Raw genomic sequence first — 17,668 nt, forward strand, 5'->3', positions numbered from 1 at the left:
TAGCCATGGATAGCATCGACCACGCGATTATTGCGGAGTTACGGCGCGATGGGCGCATCAGCAATCAAGATCTTGCGCGCGCTGTGGGTTTAACGCCAGCTCCTTGCTTGCGACGGGTTCGACGCATGGAAGCTGAGGGGATCATTCGCGGATACCACGCGGACATCGACCCGGCGGCAGTCGGGCAGGGATTCGAAGTCATCATCCTGGTAAACATCGAAAACAATAATCACGAGGCCACCAGCGGCTTTGAAAAACGAATTTTAGCCATGGATGAAGTGGTGGAGTTTCGCCGCATGTTCTCCCAACCCGATTACGTAGTGCGAGCTCGTTTTGCGGACATTGAGGCCTACGAAAAGTGGATGACCAACGAATTCCACCGGGATCCGGCAATCATGCGGATCCACAGTCACATCACGATGAAGGTCCTCAAGGATGAAAAGTAGCCGGGGCCCCTGTCGCCGAAAAGTAACCGGCACCCCTGTCGCCGCCCCCTCCAAACTCCCCCAATATACAAAAGTGCAGCAGAACTCCGACAAAAACACGCATTCTTGTTAGACATCTGCTGCACATTCATCATTCAACACGAGACCAACGGCACCCCAAACCGCGCACCCTCACGCGCCCCTCCCGAGCCTCCCCCCCCCTCACGCGCCCTCCGAGCTCCGCTCCCCGCACGCGCCCTCCGCCCCCTCGATGGAACGGTCAATCTCCCCCAGTGACTTCACCCAGCCCGCTCAGTCTGAATTATTCGGACCGGATTAGCCAGACTAAAGCGCCCCAAGATCAATGTTTCGCGGGCCATACAGGCGATCACCGGCATCGCCCAACCCCGGCACGATGTAGGCATCCTCGTTGAGCCCAGGATCAATGGTCGCGGTAATCAAGCGTTTTATGGGTAGCCCGGATTCCACCAGTGCGTCTACTCCAGGTTGCGCGCTCACCATGCATACGCACGTAATGTTGTCCGCGCCGCGCTCCACCAGTAATCGAATGGCGTGCAACAGTGACCCACCCGTCGCTAGCATAGGATCCACAAGGAAAACGGGTTGTCCACTCAGGTCATCGGGCAGAGCTTCGAGGTACGGCACGGGTTCGTGGGTTTCCTCATCACGCGCAAGGCCGATGAATCCCACTTGGGCATCCGGGATCATGGATAAGGCTGGGTCAATCATGCCCAAGCCGGCGCGGATGACGGGCACGATAATGGGTGGTTTTCGCAGGCGGAACCCTGCGGCCTGTTGCACTGGGGTGTCAACCTCGAAGCTCTCGAGCTCTAGTTCACCGGCAGCTTCGTAAACTAGCATCGCGCCGAGGTCGGCAAGCGCCGCGCGGAAGGCAGCGTTGTCGCTGTTTTTATCGCGCATGATGGTGAGCCGCGATGCCACCAGAGGATGATTAACCACCTTTGTTTCCATAGCCCCACATTTTACGCATGTGGCAGGTGCGTTCGAAACTACGCAGTCCAACACACCACCGAGCCAGCTCACCCAACTCAGCACCACCCAACCCGGACTAACCCAACCCACCGTCACCACCCATCTCGAACCAACCCAACCCACCGTCACCAACCCACCGCAGCATGAACCTTTTCGTGAACACCCGTGTCTAACGATTTCGTAAGTGACGCACCCCTGAACGCTCGCGGTTTGAACGGCCCCGTTCCTCAGCGGATTTCGATAGAACTCTGCCTGCCTCACCCCGTGAGCTTTCGTTAGTAGTAAGGACTGCCCTGCCATGGCCGAAGTTTCATCCCCTGCGCCCCTAACGTTCATTGCTCACGAGGTCCGCAGCGCGGCCACCATCGCCCACACCGTGGCCTCCCAGTTGCACTCGCGTTCCGAAGTACTCCCATCGATTCTCTCGGGAGTACCGCACCCCGCTGCTCAAGAGTTTTCGGCTGCATTGGCCGATGCGCGGTCACGTCACAATTCCGGCTTGCAAGCGCTTGCTAGCTATTTTACCGACGCCGCCACGGGCCTCAGCGATTTCGATACCGCAGTAGGAAATCATGAATCCGACCACGCGGCGATGTTCCGAGGGAAGGCGGGATGATGAATATTGCGGGGCTATTGGAACCCATTTTGCGTCTGCTCCCTGCACCGACAGCAGCCGGTGCATCCAGTGCGGTAAAGGGATTGGCATCCATAGCTGATGTGGAATCGGTGGGGCGCCAGTTAGAAGGCTATATCGCCAACGGAATCCATGGGCAGGCTGGGCACGCTGTAACTCGCAACGTTAATGAGGCTATGCGGGCGGTCCATAGTGTGATCAAGGGTGGCAATCAGCTGGATGATATTGCTCGCGAGGCCGTGGTGGCCACGCAAGCGACCGGCACACGGATAATGACGATCGCTCGGGAGTGCTTTGCCCAGTTATCCGGGGCATTGCACGGGAGCATGCTACTGAATCCGCCCACGGCGATGGCCACGCTACTACCCATCGCGATGACACATTGGGGCCGCGCCGAAGCCGAGATAGAAGAACTGGGTGCCACTCTGCGCGCGCTGACGGCCAAAGTGAAATCCACTCACCTTCTCACACCCCGCGCAGAAGCGACAAACGGGGAAGTCGTCGCGCAAAAACCCGTGCTCGCGCACCCCACCGGTCCCCTAGACAAGCCCTCCCCCAGCCTGCACACCGCCGCCATGGATGGTGGTGCTCTGGCACCATCTACAGCTGCGGATCGGGCAGTTACGGCTGCCAAATCCGCTCTCGGCACGCCGTATCAGTGGGGCGGCAACGTCCCCGGTCAGGGATTGGACTGCAGCGGGTTAACGCAGTGGGCGTATAAGCAAGCGGGCATCGACCTGCCGCGCACGGCCGATGCGCAAGCAATCGGCCCTCAAATCCCGCAGCATCAGGTACGCCCCGGGGATCTAGCTGTCTGGGATGGGCATGTGGCAATGGTTGTGGACAACGGTCGGATGATCGAAGCTGGCGATCCTGTACAGATCAACCCCATCCGGCGCGACAACATCGGCATGGCCTTCAAAGGGTTCTATCGCCCCACGGCGGCGTAACCATGCTTGCGGATCCACTACCTCGCAACCAAACCCACCAACATACCAAACGCAACCAGCCCACCAACATACGCCAAACGCAACCACCCCACAAAACACACCAAACGCAACCAGCCCACAAAACACACCGAACCTAAACATTCAATAACCACCAGCACACAAAGGACCCAGCCATGAATGCAACAAACCACGCCGACCGACCATTAGTGGGCCCGAAGCACTCCACGGGACTTGCCCGGATCGTGACTGTTCCAGAGAAAAGAGAATATTTGCAGGCGCAGTTCCTAGGTGAAGAACCCGCGACCGTACCTCCCGTCCTAACGATGGAATTGCGATAAGAACAAGGTAAGATGCTGCATCATGGCAGTAGAAACCAGTACTCGAACCTTCGGGACCGGCGTGGTCCCAGTCAAGATGGTTCTCACCAGCGGCACGTGGTACACCCTGTGGGCACCTCATTGGATGGTCAAGGGGGAATCCTGGCAGGCGTTCCTGGGCAACGATGACAAGATTTACGTCTTCAGCAGCCCCGCAGAGATCTTGGCTTACCTCAATGACGGGGGCCAGAACGAACTCTCAGATCACCCGAAATGGTCGCAGTTCTCCGCGAATCTCGATGCCAGCGTGATTCCCACCGAAAAGACCACGATCGATCTGATCGAGCTCCCCCGAGTATTGGCACAACGCCCAGGCTACGAATCCACCACGACCGTCACCCGTGCATTCGATCTAGTACGCAGCTTCGGCAGCGTGATGGACATCAAGGACATCAACAACTGGTTCCACTCGTACTCCATTTTGGGTAACACCCGCCGCGGTGCGGACCACTACGCTTCCCAAAATGGCATGGAAGAGTGGTCGGGCGTAGGTCGCACGGTCCTGGATCGTTGGAAAACCATCCTAGATGCCATCGAAGGCGCCATCATTCACCCTGAGGTCAAGGAATCTAGCACGGAAGCAGCCCAGGAACGCATCGACTCTGCCAAGAAAGCCGCCGAGGACAAAGCTGAGGCCCTCGCGAACCAACAGCAAAAGGACAAAGAAGCCGCGGATATCGATCCATACGATTCCACCATCTGGGCTCAATCTGGGATCGACCCCATCCGTATTTCCCTCGGTGGCCAGTACGCTTACACGCTGCGGTGCTACGTCGGTGACAAGCCCCTCTTTCTAGGCAAGAATGGCGAGATTCACACCTTCCCGAATGCCAAAACACTGGTTCGCTGGATTATCGATGCCCCAGAACACGACCTGGAATCGCTCTCCACTTGGGGGGACATCGTCAGCATGGCGAACGCCGGCGAGTTAGATGTCAAGGTTCACGACACGAACCAGTACGTCTTCACCGGGATGCGCGAGGACATCGCTAAGTCCGTGGAATCGGTCGATACAGATCAGCTGGGTCGGGCATACGAACTGCTCGCGGACGCAGCTGACTGGGCGGGCGACGATGGCGTCAATAAGATCCTGCTGGCGTACCCCGAGCTACAGAACTACCTAGCCTACATGCTGGGCGCTCCTTCCTCTGCCACCCCTTCGGCTCCCTTCGACAAGGAAGCCAAGGGCTGGAAGGCGTTGGAGGAAGGCTTGATTAAGCGATTCACCCGTTTCTAATCCACAGTCCTCACCACACCAGCGCATTAACCCCAGCACGCTAACCTCACCACACCGGCGCAACAACCCCAGCACGCTAACCCCACCTCACCGGCGCAACAACCCCAGCACGCTAACCCCGGCGCAGCTCGTGATCTAAGCTTTCAAGCTCGCCACCGCCGGACATCTCTAGTGTGAGCTGTTCCAATGTCACTTCGTCATAGCTGGCATCCATCACCTGCCGCCCCATGTTCAGCATTACGAAGTGGTCCCCCACCAGGTACGCGTGATGCGGATTGTGGGTAATCAGGATAACGCCCAGCCCTTTTTGCTTCGCGGCCTTCACGAACCGGAGCACCATTCCCGATTGCTTGACGCCAAGCGCGGCAGTGGGCTCGTCCAAAATCAGCACCCGCGCACCGAAGTACACCGCTCGTGCAATCGCCACCACCTGTCGTTGACCACCCGACAATGTATTGATAGGGACCTCGACGTTGGGCAAGTCTACCCCCATCTTGGCTAGTTCTTCCCCAGCGATAGCGCGCATCATATCGGTTTTCAATGTCCCCAGCGCACCAGTGATTTCCTGGCCCAGGAAGAAATTGCGCCACACCGACATCTCCGGCACAACGGCGAGATCCTGATACACCGTTGCTATACCGCGATCCAGAGCCGCTTTGGGTCCGGCGAAGTGAACTTCTTCCCCATCGACGAGCAGCTCGCCGCTGGAGTGCGGGTGCCGACCAGCCAAGATCTTGATGAGTGTGGACTTGCCCGCACCGTTATCGCCTAGGACACAGGTTACTTCACCTGGGTGAATCCGCAGGTTAACCCCATCCAAAACGTGGATCGGCCCGTAGTCCTTGGTGACATCGCGCAATTCAATCAGTGCCACTCCGGATTCAACACCCACACCAACCGGTACTGCACTTCCACCCGCACCGGTACTCACACCGGATTCAACACCCACACCAACCGGTACTGCACTTCCACCCGCACCGGTACTCACACCGGCACCCGCCACGCCCCCGTTCGCATCGACATTCACCTGTGCCTTGTCCCCTCGAGAAAATTTCCGCAACATAGTCGAGATCACGCCTTTCCGCTAGTGAATCGAGAAACGGAATTATTGGTCAGCACAGCAAACAGCAACATCGCGCCCAGGAAGAACTTAAACCAGTCAGGGTTCCAGCCTGCGTACACAATGCCTTGGTTGGTCATGCCGAAAATCAAAGCGCCCACGGCCGTGCCCACGGCGGTACCCTTTCCGCCGGTGAGCGCGCACCCGCCGATGACGGCGGCGATAATGTACAGGAATTCGTTGCCCACACCCTGGCCCGCCTGGATCGAATCAAATGCGAATAAGTTATGCATGCCCACGAACCATGCGGCAAATGCCACGAACATGAACAGAATGACCTTCGCCCGTCGCACTGGTACACCAACGGCACGGGCCGCTTCGGCGTCACCCCCCACGGCGAAGATCCAGTTACCGAAACGGGTCTTAAACAGCAAGAAGCTAGCCAACGCCACGAAAAACAACCACCAGAACACGGTGACGTTAATACTCACTCCAAAGATATCCACGCTGGAAGCAAAAACCCGACGTGCGGATTCAAAACCTTCCATATCACTGATGGACGGGGTAGCAACCTGCCCGGTGACTAGCTTGGTGACAGCCAGGTTAATGCCCTGCAGCATGAGAAATGCTGCCAACGTGATCAGGAAGCTGGGGATTCCCGTTCGCATCACCAAATACCCGTTGCATGCACCAACAGCCAGGGCTATCAGCAGGGAGAGGAACACACCGACCCAGGAATTCAGCCAGAAGTTGTAGTTCAGCATCGTCGCAGCCAGCGCAGAGGTGGTCACCGCCACGCCGGAGGACAAATCGAATTCATCGCCGATCATCAGCACACCGACGGCTAGCGCAATGATCCCCATGGTGGAGCTGGCGTACAACACGGTTGCAAACGCGTCGGCGCTACGGAAGCTCGGTGCCACAATCATGAACAGTGCGAAAATAACGAGTGCGCCGAGGACGGAGGCGAACTCCGGACGTTTAAGCCAACTGGCCATTAACGAAGTCCTTTCTTGGCTGCATCCTCGATGGTTTCCACATTGGAGTTATCCACAAAACTTGGACCGGAGAGTACCGCCTTGCCACCGCCGACGGTGGAGCCGTTGCGCTGGGCTAACCACAGCGCGTCGATCGCCATGTAACCCTGCAGGTAGGGCTGTTGATCCACAGCCCACTGAATATCACCCTTCTTGATGGCGGCAACCAACTCGGCATTGGTATCAAAAGTGGCGATCTTGACGTTGCTACCTGCGGTCTTGGCGGATTTCACGCTGGTCAGGGCCACGGGCGCAACTAGGCCCATGATCCAATCGATGCTCTTATCTTGCGCCAACTTTGCCTGCACGGTGGACTGCACGTTCGTGAGATCCATCCCGTTGACGTAAAGGTTTTCAACATCGCCCTTGCCCGCGAGCCCCTTCTTAATTCCACCACACCGTGATTCCTGGCTGGGGTTACCTTGCTCGTGAATCACGCACAGCACCTTCTTGGCCCCGTCGTTAGCTAGCCTCTGTCCGGCTTGCTCCCCGGCCACCTTTTCGTCTTGCCCAAAGAACGCCGAGATACCATAGCGCCCATAGTTATCCATTCCGGAGTTCAGCGCCACCGTGGGAATCCCAGCATCCGCTGCGCGCTTCGCAGCAGGTCCCAAGGCTTCGGGGGTTGGCATCGTTAAAGCCAAACCGTCGACCTTGGAATCAATCGCGTTGCGCACTAGGTTGGCTTGATCCGGAGCTTGCGGCGAGGAGCTGTAGCGCAGCTCCAAGTTGTTCTTCTTCGCCGCGTCTTCCGCTCCTGCCCGCACGAGGTCCCAGAAAGTATCCCCGGGCGCGCCATGACTCACCATCGCTACGGTGTAACGCGGGGTATCCACGCCCCCGCCACCGCCGGACTCGCCGGTATCACGCGGCCGCCCTCCGGTTGCCGAGCAAGCACTGAGGATTATCGACGCCACAAGCAGCGCGGCCACGATCACCACTAGGCGCACACGGCCAATGGCGAAATCTGGTGAATGAGTCTCCGATGCCGTTATTGGGGACGAAGACAAGCGCCGAAGCTGGCTGCGCTGGGACTGAGGATTTACCGATTGTGGTCGCACAAATTCTGATTATGCGCAGGTCGGAAGGGATGAGTCAATTTATTCAATGACGTTCTTAAACGTTTCAGTGGCCCCCACCTGCACAGACCGAACCGCCTTCGTTTGACCTGAAGCCTTCAGAGAGGGGGTGGCTTCACCTGCGCAGACCGAACCGCCTTCGTTTGACTTGAAACCCTCAGAGAGGGGGTGGATTCACCTGCGCAGATTGAACCGCTAGTTCGCGCCGTCTTGGTCCTCAGCGTCATCATCCAAGCTAAGGCCCAGCTCTTCTAACTCCGCCTTGAGGTTTTCCATCGACAACTCCAGCCGGGGATCCTCCGCCACCTCGTGGCTGTGCAAGCCCCGTAGCCCAGAAGACAAGTGGTCGTGCTCGTGGGCGTCGGTATCCAAAGAACCGTCAGCACCCAGTACGCCTCCAACTCCGGCGTACGCTGGGTAGATGACATGCCGGGCTAAGTCCTCACGCAGGCCCTGCGGGCAGTAGGCAACGTCCAGTGCGTTGGTGGTCAGCTCCAACATCTGCCACAACTCCAGATCGAATTCCTCGATGAGGCGCGCAAACTCCTGGGTCATGGTGGTACCGGAAACCAAGCGGTTATCCGTATTCACCGTGCAGTGGAAGCCCATGTCGTACAACAGGTTGAAGGGGTGATCGGCGATCGATTCGCACACACCGGTTTGGGTGTTCGAAGTGGGGCAAATCTCCAAGGTGATGCGCTGATCCAGCATTGCCGTTGCCACGGGCCCCAATTCGATACCTGCCATAGTGGCATTGAAGTCCTCGTAAACGCGCACGCCGTGACCGATTCGTCGAGCCCCCTGCGCCAGAGCCGAGCGGAGGGAATCCACACCATCGGCTTCTCCGGCGTGAATGGTGAACGGCACCAGGTTTTCACGCAATAGAGCAAATGCCTCGGCATGCTTGGATGGCGGGAAGCCCAGTTCTGCACCCGCAATGTCAAAGCCCACCACGTAGCCTTGGCCTGGGGTGTGCTTGCCGTAGTTATCAACGGTCAACCGGGCGATTTCCGTGGCACGATCTGCATGTCGCATGGCGCAAAGGATGAGGCGCACATGGATGGTTTTGTTGTCGCGCTCAGCTACCAGTCGCTCACCTTCCTGCACGCCCTGAACGGTGGCCTCCACAACGTCTTGCAGGCTCAATCCCGCGTTCAGGTGCTGCTCTGGGGCATACCGCAGTTCGGCGTAACACACGTTGTCCGCGGCGAGGTCTTCGACCGCCTCGCGGGTGACACGAATCAACGCCTCGCGCGTCTGCATAACCGCAGTAGTGTGGTCGAAAGTGGTGAGGTAAGTGGGCAGATCACCCGAATTGGCTGCATCGTAAAACCACTTTTCCAATTCTTCCGGGTTAGTGGTGGGCAGCTTGTCGTAACCGCTTTCTTCAGCCAGCTCAATGATCGTTGCTGGGCGCAACCCGCCGTCAAGGTGATCGTGAAGTTCAACCTTAGGCAAGCTGGCGATGGTGGACAGAAGTTCGCTTTCAACGTGGCTCATGAACCACTAGTTTAGCGAGGCTACTTGTCCAACCTTCAGCGAGCGTCGAAACGCGCGACTTTAGTGGGCGTCGTAACGCACATTGATGATCGCCGCCGGTGGTGCCTCAGGCGTGACCTGGGAGAGCGCACGGTCGGTGGTTGCAGCCCATGCAGAGCAATACAACACAATGCGCCACACGAAGTACATTAAGACCATCACACCGATGATTGGACCGAAAGCCGCTCCAGCGGGGTTGCTCAGCGCGTTGGAGAAAAACACCGTCGCAAACTGTTTGAAGACCTCGAAGGCCACGGCGCCGATGATCGCAGCGCGGAAAACAGAAGGACGATCAGTATTTGTTCGTGGCAGGTACGCGATGAGCCACACAAACACGATGTAGTTGGCAATCAGGGCGACCACTAGTGCAACTAGGAAGGTGAGAATGCGGATGCCCGGGATATCTGACAAGTGCAGCATCTCCAGAAGGCGCATGGTCAACCCGGAGTTACCAATGGCGGTTACCGCGAAGGCAATTATTAGTGCAATGAGTAGGACGATGAGCCCAATGAAGTCCTTGACCTTACCCATGATGAAGTTTTTCGGGGTACCAGAAACCTTCCACATTTCGGAGGCCCCCATGCGCAGATGCGCCATCCAACCCAACCCAGTCCACAGGGCGAGGAGCAAACCGATGGAGAATACCGAGGCTCGCTGTTCAACCGCCTGGTGGATGATTGTCGTCAGGGTTTCACTCATCTTGTCGCCACCGGATTGGGCAACTTTATCGATAACCTTATTCAGCAGTTCTTGGTTTCCCGCCAACACCATCGCGGTGATAGAAAATGTCAGCATCAGAAGGGGGAACAGGGAGAGAACCGAAAAGTAAGTAATGCCGGCGGCAAACTGGTTGCCACCTCTTTCGGAATAGCGCTCCTGCATGCGCATGATGTGATCGAACCAGGGCCACTTCTCACGGTACTTATCGATCGCGCCCGGATTATCTTCCCGCGCACGCTCAACGCCGTAGTCGTCGAGCTTGTCCTTATTGGGGTCGGTTGTTTTTGTAGCCACCGAAGCGTTCCAGCCTTTCCGTGGTGATATGAAACGTCATAGTGGAGCCTACTATGTGAGCCCGCGTCTCACTGGGGGCTCGCCACGTTATCGCCCTGCGCCTTCAGAAAAACCACCCCGGGGCGTGGGTAGGTCATTCCCCTTATCCGTATCCGGTTCATCTTGAGTTGAAACCACCCCGGGGCGCGCGTAGGTCATGGTGGAGTCACGCGCCCAGCGCATTGCTTACCTGCCCGCAGCCAATAAACCCACTCGGTCGTAAACCCATCCCGGTCGTAGACCCATCCCACGCATCGCCATACGCTTGGCGCAAAGGTTACTTACCCGCAACCAAGAACCCCACCCGGTCATAGACCTGTTCCAAGGTGCGCGTAGCGATCTCACGGGCACGTTCCGCACCCTTAGCTAGCACGCGCTCCAGCTCAGCGCGGTCGGACATGTACTCGTCGAACTGTGCACGCAATGGGGAACAGAACTCCTCTAGAACCTCGGCCGTGTCCTTCTTCAGGTCGCCATAACCGGAGCCCGCGGCCTGGTAACCTGCCACGATGTCATCAATCGACCTGCCGGACAAACTGGACTGGATCACCAACAGGTTGGATACGCCAGGTTTGTTTTCTTTGTCGTAGCGGATCTCGGCATCGTTATCCGTTACCGCTGAGCGAATGCGCTTAGCCGATACCTTGGGATCATCCAACAAGTTGATGATGCCTTTGGGATTATCCCCGGACTTACTCATCTTGGCAGTAGGCTCCTGCAGGTCGTAAATCTTCGCGGCGGATTCGGGGATGAAGCCTTCGGGCACCACGAAGGTCTTCTTATAACGCGAGTTAAAGCGTTCTGCGAGGTTACGCGTAAGTTCTAGGTGTTGGCGCTGATCCTCCCCCACTGGCACTAGGTTCGGGCGATAAAGCAGAATATCTGCCGCCATCAGCATTGGGTACGCGTACAGACCCGCAGTGGTGTTCTCGCTGCCCTGTTTTGCCGATTTATCCTTGAACTGAGTCATGCGGCGCGCTTCACCATCCCCGGTGATGCACATAAGTACCCACGCCAATTGGGCATGCTCGGGCACATGAGACTGCACGAACAACGTGGAACGCTCAGGGTCGATGCCTAGGGCTAGCAGCTGAGCTGCGCCCGCTAGGGTGCGGTTGCGTAGATCTTTCGGGTTGTACCCCGGCACGGTAATGGCGTGCTGGTCAGGGATGAAGTACAGCGTGTCGTAATCATCCTGCAAATCAATAAACTGCTTGACCGCTCCCAAGTAATTACCGAGGTGATAGGAATCGCTGGTGGGCTGCAGGCCGGATACCACGCGCTGTTTGCGCTCGGGGTGAGCTGTCGCTGCACCATTGTTGGTTGCGGCTACAGTTTCTGCACTAGTTTCAGGGATGTTTTCAGTATTGGACATAGTTGTAACTTTACTCCGGCAGAAAACTAGCGCCCTTCGGGTCCTTCTTCTTCCTTTTCTTCCTCTTCTCGGCGGACGTTGCCAACCCTTTTTTTCTTTAGTGTTCGACGCCGAACTCCCGCGCGATTAAGTATCCACATCGTCAAGCGCCCTGCTGGGTCACGGGCATAGTGGCGCTCCTGATACTCGAATACCGGCAGGGAGATTTTGAAGTAGATGGACAACACACGCAGTGTGAACGCCACCACCAATGTGACAATGACCGTCACTTGTTCAGGTACTCCGTTGGTGTGCATGGCGTAATACAACACGGCCGCCACAAAGGCGACGGAGGCATACAATTCGTCCGAGAATACTAGAGGCACGCGGTCGCACAGGATATCGCGGGCCACACCGCCGAACACACCTGTGACCACCGCTGCCATGCAGGCAATGATCAAGCCATGCCCCTCCCCTAGAGCAACTTGCGTGCCGAGCACGGAAAAAGCAGCCAAACCCAGAGAGTCAAGCAATAAGAAGATGGTCCGGAAGTAACTCATCAATACGCTCGTCAGCACGGTGACGAGGGCCGCAACCACCACAATCAACAAAAAGACTGGCTCATTCACCCACCGCAGTGGATAGTGAGCAAGTAAGAGATCGCGCATAGTTCCGCCACCGAGGGCAGTGACACAGGCGATCATGCACACCCCGAACAAGTCCATGCGCTGCCGCCCCGCGGCTAGGGCAGCCGTCATAGCTTCTGCGGTAATACCGATAACGAAAAGTACGGTGAGCATAAGGAACGTACCTTTCTACATCAACACTTCAAGAAGTTGCGGATTCGAGCCCGCATCGTTGTTCGGACCCGCATCGTTGTTCGCGCCCGCATCGTTGTTCGAGCCTGCATCGTTGTTCGGATCCGCATCGTTGTTCGGATCCGCATCATTGTAGGCCTCTGGCCGCGCACCTCAAACGACACCGCAGAACCCGCCAGCCACTTAGGCGTATTCCACAATCACAGGCGAATGGTCAGACCAGCGCAAGTCGTAAGCTTCCGCGCGATCAACCCACGCATTGTTGGCCACACGTGCGCGCTCCAGCATCCCCTCGGTCGCCACGTGTAGGTCAATCCGCCATCCCGCATCCGTGTCGAATGCCTGTCCGCGGTAAGTCCACCACGAATACGGCCCATCTGCTTCTGGGTTAAGGCGACGGACAACATCGAACCACTGCGGGTTCTCACTCGCCCCCTCCCGCAGACGTTGCTGCGCCAGCGGCGTTGGCGAATAATCCACGGCCCCATAGAAATCCCCTGCGCGACCCGCTGGGTTGCCGGTGCGTCCTGCATCGGTTTCATCGCCCACTTGAGTACTCTCATCTGGCCACGAGCCCAAGATTGAGTCCATGAATGCCCGCTCATCTGGCAAGAATCCGGACTTGGTGCGGTTGGTACGCCAATTCTTCAAATCTGCGCGCCGGTGGCAAATGTTCCAATCTCCGCCGATAATCATGTTTTCCGGTTGACCATCAACCGTGCAGGCAGCCCGTTGCTGCATGAAGTGGCCGAAAGAATCTAAGAACCGATACTTCTCGTCCTGCTTTTCGCTGTTCGCCGCTCCACTGGGCAGGTACAGGGAGGCCACAGTCACGGGCCCAAAATGTGTATTGACCCGGGCTTCGATATACCGCCCGGAATCATCGAACTCCCGCGCACCGGGTGAGGCGGTCAGGCCGGCTTGCTCTTCGGCGTGGGAAAACCCGGTGGCCACGTGAGTAAGGGGTAGGCGCGATAGGATCCCGACGCCCGCACGCCCCTTAGCTGCAGCCTCCGCCTGGACCAGGTGCCATCCGGCTTCGAGAGCCGGGGCCAGCGCTGCTTCGGTTTGTTTTTCGTTAGCACGCACTTCTTGCAAGAGGACCACGTCGGCGCTGGTGTTCTCCAGCCAAGGCAGGATACCCAGGTTCGTCTCGCTGCGTTGTTTAGCTGCCGCGCGAATTCCGTTCACGTTTACCGTTGCCACCGTTAAAGTCATGGCCTCTACCCTAGTCAGTGGCGTTGGTGGGGAGGCTGTGGGCGTCGGTGGAAAAGAAAAAGCCAACGCGACTAGCCGAGGTTCTCAATGACGAGGCCCCGCCAAGAGGCGCGAGCACACCACGAGAAGATCGGGAAGCTCAGACAAGAAGCGGGCTAGGCGCGGGCAAGCTGGCGCCGGCGCAGCATGTAGGTCGGTACCCACACCACCACGCCACAGGCAGCCATGATCGCACCGGCCAAGGCAGGCGAAGCATAGCCCATACCTGCGGCGATGACTTGCCCGCCAACGAAGGCGCCCGTGGCATTGGCGATATTGAGCGCCGAGTGGTTGAGGGCCGCAGCAAGGTTTTGGGCATCTCCAGCAACGTCCATGAGTCGCATCTGCAGGCTGGGAACCAGGATGGAGCCGGTCATGCCAATCAAACCGAACACGGTGATGGCCAAGGGAGCGTTGGCGGAGACAAATCGGAAGAGGGTGAGGATGAAAATCAACGTGACCAGCACTCCGCAGATGGTGTATTCCAAATTGCGGTCGGCCAGGATGCCACCAATATAGGTGCCGATGACCATTCCGATGCCGTAGACCATCAGAGGAATCCACATGAGGGAGGGATTAAAACCGGCACGCTCGGTTAACGTCCAGGTGATGTAGGTATAGACCGCAAACATGCCTCCAAAGCCGACGGTACCGATGGCTAGGGTGAGCAGCACTTGGGAATTGACGAGCGCGCCGAGTTCGGTAACGGGATTGGTGGCTGGCATGAGTGTCATGTGTGGGACGGTGAACCACAGCGAGATGAAGGTGAAAACACCGATGAGGGTGACCAGGAGGAACGCAAGGTTCCAGCCGAATGTGCCACCCAGCCACTGCGCAACGGGCACGCCGATGACCGTCGCAACCGAAAGGCCCATACTAACTAAAGCCACCGACTTGCCACGCTGACCGGGCGGGGCCATCGAGGCAGTGATAAGCGCGGTGACGGAGAAGTACGCACCGTGGGGCAGACCGGCGATGAAACGCGACAGAACAAGAAGGTCGTAGTTGTGTGCGAATACCGTGAGCCCGTTACCGATGGTGAAGGCGATCATGAGGATCAGCGCTAGCCGGCGACGGGGAATCTTTCCCGTCAGAGTGGTGATGAGGGGGGCGCCGACGACTACGCCCAAGGCGTAGGCGGAGATAATGTGACCGGCGGTATCTTCCGTGATATTGAAATCAGCGGCGATGTATTTGAGCAATCCCATCGCCACGAATTCCGTAGTCCCGATACCGAAACCGCCGAGGGCCATGGCGAACATCGCGAAGGTGCGACGGCGTGAGCCCATCTCGGTTTGGCGAGGGATCGGGCGGCGAGAAAGACGATTGGAAACGGCGTTCGAGTCTTTCGTCGTTTTCGAGGATCGCAGTGAGGGCTGTGGAACCTTGGAGGGAGACATAAAGAGGGCGGACTCCAAAAAATTTATGAAACTATTTACTATTCTGGCCACACAGTAGCCCGTGAACCCGTATCATTCACAGGTTTCGGGTTTAACGTATTGTGGGGAAGGTAAAACGATAACATCTGACCGCTTAATACTGAATGCAGGGAGAAGAACGCCACATGGCAAACATCATCTACACCCGCACTGACGAGGCCCCACTACTGGCCACGTATTCGCTCAAGCCCATCGTAGAAGCTTTCGCTGCCACCACCGGTGTGCAGGTGGAAACCCGCGATATTTCACTTGCAGCGCGCATCCTCGCCGCATTCAACGACAGGCTACCCAAGGAGCAACAGGTCAACGATGCACTCCAGGAACTCGGCGAGCTAGCCAAGACCCCCGAGGCCAACATCGTTAAGCTACCTAACATCTCCGCATCCGTACCGCAGTTGAAAGCCGCGATCGCCGAGCTACAAAAGGCCGGTTACGATCTGCCGGATTACCCAGCCGAGCCTTCCACGGACGAGGAAAAGGACGCGCGCACCCGTTACGACTCAGTCAAGGGCTCCGCTGTAAACCCCGTCCTGCGCGAGGGCAACTCGGATCGGCGCGCGCCAAAAGCCGTGAAGAACTTCGTGCGCAAGCACCCGCACTCCATGGGTGAATGGACCGCCGATTCGAAGACCAACGTTGCCACCATGGAGGCCGATGACTTCCGGCGCAACGAGCAGTCCGTCATCATGCCAGCAGACGACACGTTGCGCTTCCAACTGGTACAGCCCAACGGGGAAACCGTGGTACTGAAGGACGAGCTGCCGGTTCTGAAAAATGAGATCGTCGACGCCACGGTGTTGAGCGCGAACGCCTTGGATACGTTCCTGCGCGCCCAGGTTTCCCGGGCTAAGGCCGAAGGTGTTCTGTTCTCCGTTCACCTCAAGGCCACCATGATGAAGGTCTCGGACCCCATCATTTTCGGTCACGCTGTACGCGCCTACTTCTCTGACGTGTTCGAGGAGTACGGTGACGAGTTGTTGGGCGCGGGCCTGAACGGAGAAAACGGCTTGGGCGCCATCCTGGACGGTTTGGAATCCTTGGAGCACGGTACAGAAATCCGCGAGGCTATTGAGAAGACCCTCAAGGACAGCGCCGACTTGGCGATGGTGGACTCCGATAACGGCATCACCAACCTGCACGTCCCATCCGATGTGATCGTGGATGCTTCCATGCCAGCGATGATCCGTAACTCGGGGCAAATGTGGAACGCCGATGGCAATACTCAGGACACGCTCGCAGTTCTACCCGATTCTTCCTACTCGGAGATCTACCAAGTTGTCATCGACGACTGCCGCAAGAACGGCGCTTTCGACCCGACCACGATGGGCACCGTTCCCAACGTTGGCCTGATGGCGCAGAAGGCCGAAGAGTACGGGTCCCACGATAAGACTTTCAAGATTCCTCACGACGGACGTGTTCAGGTGCTGAACTCCGCCGGCGAGGTTCTGATGGAACACGAAGTTTCCCAAGGCGATATTTGGCGTGCATGCCAGGCCAAGGACATTCCTGTACAGGACTGGGTGAAGCTGGCTGTCAATCGCGCTGCGGCGACGGGCGCCCCAGCGGTGTTCTGGTTGGATCCGGAGCGCGCTCACGATCGCAATATGATTGAGCAGGTCAACAAATACCTGGGTGATCACGATACTGAGGGCTTGGAGATTCACATCATGAGCCCAACCGAGGCGTGCCAGTTCTCCCTGGACCGCATCCGCGCTGGCAAGGACACAATCTCTGTGACCGGCAACGTTCTGCGTGACTACCTCACCGACCTTTTCCCCATCATGGAGCTAGGTACATCTGCCAAGATGCTCTCCATCGTTCCGTTGATCGCTGGTGGTGGCCTGTTCGAGACCGGTGCCGGCGGTTCCGCGCCAAAGCACGTCCAGCAAGTGCAGAAGGAAAACCACCTGCGTTGGGATTCCTTGGGCGAGTTCCTTGCGTTGGCGGAATCCCTGCGCAAGCTGGCCGAGACCGATAACAACCCACGCACTCCAATCTTGGGTGATGCACTGGACGTGGCGACGGAGAAGGTTCTAGACCAGGACAAGTCCCCTTCCCGCAAGGTTGGCGAGATCGACAACCGCGGTTCGCACTTCTACCTGGCAATGTACTGGGCACGTGAGCTTGCCAACCAGGACCGTGACGAGGAGCTTGCAAAGGTTTTCGCTCCTGTCGCCGATGCGTTGGAGCAGAAGGAACAGGAAATCTCCCAAGAACTCATTGACGTGCAGGGCACCCCTGCCGATCTAGGCGGTTACTACTGGCTGGATGATGAAAAGGTCAACAAGGTTATGCGCCCTTCGGAGACGTTCAACCAGATCATTGATTCTCTGAAGAAGTAACCCCCCTTTAAGCCGCCGGTCTTCGGGCGCGGCGCTCCTGCGCAGGAAACCCT

General features: G+C 57.7%; 16 protein-coding genes. 6 read left to right on the plus strand and 10 right to left on the minus strand.

Annotated elements, in window-relative coordinates; translation table 11 throughout:
- Nucleotides 1-5 precede the first annotated feature (5 nt).
- Nucleotides 6-446 carry an Lrp/AsnC family transcriptional regulator gene (locus tag CAURIC_RS08755; protein ID WP_035114744.1) on the plus strand — a complete coding sequence of 147 codons (441 nt, stop codon included), beginning with the start codon at nucleotides 6-8 and terminating at the stop codon, nucleotides 444-446.
- A 324-nt stretch (nucleotides 447-770) separates the two neighbouring features.
- Here CAURIC_RS08755 and upp read toward each other — a convergent pair whose 3' ends face one another.
- A complete protein-coding gene (upp, locus tag CAURIC_RS08760) occupies nucleotides 771-1,418 on the minus strand; it encodes a uracil phosphoribosyltransferase (protein WP_035113789.1) in 648 nt (215 codons plus the stop codon).
- 319 nt (nucleotides 1,419-1,737) lie between these two features.
- Here upp and CAURIC_RS08765 point away from each other — a divergent pair, with 319 nt between their 5' ends.
- The 4 genes from CAURIC_RS08765 (at nucleotide 1,738) to CAURIC_RS08780 (ending at nucleotide 4,637) form a co-directional block, all read left to right on the plus strand.
- Nucleotides 1,738-2,055: a hypothetical protein gene (locus tag CAURIC_RS08765; protein WP_035113786.1), complete on the plus strand. Its 318-nt coding sequence runs from the start codon at nucleotides 1,738-1,740 to the stop codon at nucleotides 2,053-2,055.
- Complete coding sequence (locus tag CAURIC_RS08770) at nucleotides 2,052-3,023, plus strand: C40 family peptidase (RefSeq protein WP_035113783.1); 972 nt, start codon at nucleotides 2,052-2,054, stop codon at nucleotides 3,021-3,023. The genes CAURIC_RS08765 and CAURIC_RS08770 overlap by 4 nt, the downstream gene beginning before the upstream one ends.
- 173 nt (nucleotides 3,024-3,196) lie before the next feature.
- Nucleotides 3,197-3,361, plus strand: coding sequence for a hypothetical protein (locus tag CAURIC_RS08775; protein WP_265914232.1), 165 nt, complete (start codon nucleotides 3,197-3,199; stop codon nucleotides 3,359-3,361).
- Nucleotides 3,362-3,383: 22 nt separating this feature from the next.
- The gene (locus CAURIC_RS08780; RefSeq protein ID WP_035113780.1) at nucleotides 3,384-4,637 is read left to right on the plus strand and encodes a hypothetical protein; all 1,254 of its coding nucleotides are present in this window, start codon (nucleotides 3,384-3,386) and stop codon (nucleotides 4,635-4,637) included.
- 112 nt (nucleotides 4,638-4,749) lie between these two features.
- Here the strand turns inward: CAURIC_RS08780 and CAURIC_RS08785 are convergent, their stop codons facing one another.
- From CAURIC_RS08785 to CAURIC_RS08825, 9 genes are all read right to left on the minus strand, one after another.
- Nucleotides 4,750-5,700 (minus strand): ATP-binding cassette domain-containing protein, encoded by a 951-nt coding sequence (locus CAURIC_RS08785; RefSeq protein ID WP_290182523.1) that lies wholly within the window; start codon nucleotides 5,698-5,700, stop codon nucleotides 4,750-4,752.
- Between the two features lie 8 nt (nucleotides 5,701-5,708).
- Nucleotides 5,709-6,695 carry an ABC transporter permease gene (locus CAURIC_RS08790; RefSeq protein ID WP_035113777.1) on the minus strand — a complete coding sequence of 329 codons (987 nt, stop codon included), beginning with the start codon at nucleotides 6,693-6,695 and terminating at the stop codon, nucleotides 5,709-5,711.
- Nucleotides 6,695-7,693 (minus strand): substrate-binding domain-containing protein, encoded by a 999-nt coding sequence (locus CAURIC_RS08795; RefSeq protein WP_035113975.1) that lies wholly within the window; start codon nucleotides 7,691-7,693, stop codon nucleotides 6,695-6,697. Before CAURIC_RS08795 ends, CAURIC_RS08790 begins: the two co-directional genes overlap by 1 nt.
- Before the next feature lie 315 nt (nucleotides 7,694-8,008).
- Complete coding sequence (locus tag CAURIC_RS08800) at nucleotides 8,009-9,313, minus strand: adenosine deaminase (RefSeq protein ID WP_035113774.1); 1,305 nt, start codon at nucleotides 9,311-9,313, stop codon at nucleotides 8,009-8,011.
- 60 nt (nucleotides 9,314-9,373) lie between these two features.
- Nucleotides 9,374-10,366, minus strand: a complete 993-nt coding sequence (yhjD, locus tag CAURIC_RS08805) for an inner membrane protein YhjD (RefSeq protein WP_052094959.1) — start codon at nucleotides 10,364-10,366, stop codon at nucleotides 9,374-9,376.
- Nucleotides 10,367-10,682: 316 nt separating this feature from the next.
- Entirely contained in the window at nucleotides 10,683-11,780 is a 1,098-nt protein-coding gene (gene trpS, locus CAURIC_RS08810; RefSeq protein ID WP_235700708.1) for a tryptophan--tRNA ligase, read from the minus strand.
- 26 nt (nucleotides 11,781-11,806) lie between these two features.
- On the minus strand, nucleotides 11,807-12,559 hold the full coding sequence (locus CAURIC_RS08815) for a trimeric intracellular cation channel family protein (protein ID WP_084588139.1): 753 nt from the start codon (nucleotides 12,557-12,559) through the stop codon (nucleotides 11,807-11,809).
- 201 nt (nucleotides 12,560-12,760) lie between these two features.
- Nucleotides 12,761-13,795 (minus strand): exodeoxyribonuclease III, encoded by a 1,035-nt coding sequence (locus tag CAURIC_RS08820; protein ID WP_035113771.1) that lies wholly within the window; start codon nucleotides 13,793-13,795, stop codon nucleotides 12,761-12,763.
- Between the two features lie 155 nt (nucleotides 13,796-13,950).
- A complete protein-coding gene (locus CAURIC_RS08825; RefSeq protein WP_052094981.1) occupies nucleotides 13,951-15,123 on the minus strand; it encodes an MFS transporter in 1,173 nt (390 codons plus the stop codon).
- Nucleotides 15,124-15,398: 275 nt separating this feature from the next.
- On the opposite strand from CAURIC_RS08825, the gene CAURIC_RS08830 reads away from it, so the two are divergent.
- Entirely contained in the window at nucleotides 15,399-17,615 is a 2,217-nt protein-coding gene (locus CAURIC_RS08830) for an NADP-dependent isocitrate dehydrogenase (RefSeq protein WP_035113964.1), read from the plus strand.
- The last annotated feature ends 53 nt before the right edge of the window (nucleotides 17,616-17,668 follow it).

It is taken from the genome of Corynebacterium auriscanis (genome assembly GCF_030408435.1).
Taxonomy (GTDB): domain Bacteria; phylum Actinomycetota; class Actinomycetes; order Mycobacteriales; family Mycobacteriaceae; genus Corynebacterium; species Corynebacterium auriscanis.

Bases quoted from the DNA above. Each gene is read 5' to 3' on its own strand.
- CAURIC_RS08755 (WP_035114744.1), top strand. From the start codon at position 6: ATGGATAGCATCGACCACGCGATTATTGCGGAGTTACGGCGCGATGGG.
- upp (WP_035113789.1), bottom strand. From the start codon at position 1,418: ATGGAAACAAAGGTGGTTAATCATCCTCTGGTGGCATCGCGGCTCACC.
- CAURIC_RS08765 (WP_035113786.1), top strand. From the start codon at position 1,738: ATGGCCGAAGTTTCATCCCCTGCGCCCCTAACGTTCATTGCTCACGAG.
- CAURIC_RS08770 (WP_035113783.1), top strand. From the start codon at position 2,052: ATGATGAATATTGCGGGGCTATTGGAACCCATTTTGCGTCTGCTCCCT.
- CAURIC_RS08775 (WP_265914232.1), top strand. From the start codon at position 3,197: ATGAATGCAACAAACCACGCCGACCGACCATTAGTGGGCCCGAAGCAC.
- CAURIC_RS08780 (WP_035113780.1), top strand. From the start codon at position 3,384: ATGGCAGTAGAAACCAGTACTCGAACCTTCGGGACCGGCGTGGTCCCA.
- CAURIC_RS08785 (WP_290182523.1), bottom strand. From the start codon at position 5,700: ATGTTGCGGAAATTTTCTCGAGGGGACAAGGCACAGGTGAATGTCGAT.
- CAURIC_RS08790 (WP_035113777.1), bottom strand. From the start codon at position 6,695: ATGGCCAGTTGGCTTAAACGTCCGGAGTTCGCCTCCGTCCTCGGCGCA.
- CAURIC_RS08800 (WP_035113774.1), bottom strand. From the start codon at position 9,313: ATGAGCCACGTTGAAAGCGAACTTCTGTCCACCATCGCCAGCTTGCCT.
- trpS (WP_235700708.1), bottom strand. From the start codon at position 11,780: ATGTCCAATACTGAAAACATCCCTGAAACTAGTGCAGAAACTGTAGCC.
- CAURIC_RS08815 (WP_084588139.1), bottom strand. From the start codon at position 12,559: ATGCTCACCGTACTTTTCGTTATCGGTATTACCGCAGAAGCTATGACG.
- CAURIC_RS08820 (WP_035113771.1), bottom strand. From the start codon at position 13,795: ATGACTTTAACGGTGGCAACGGTAAACGTGAACGGAATTCGCGCGGCA.
- CAURIC_RS08825 (WP_052094981.1), bottom strand. From the start codon at position 15,123: ATGGGCTCACGCCGTCGCACCTTCGCGATGTTCGCCATGGCCCTCGGC.
- CAURIC_RS08830 (WP_035113964.1), top strand. From the start codon at position 15,399: ATGGCAAACATCATCTACACCCGCACTGACGAGGCCCCACTACTGGCC.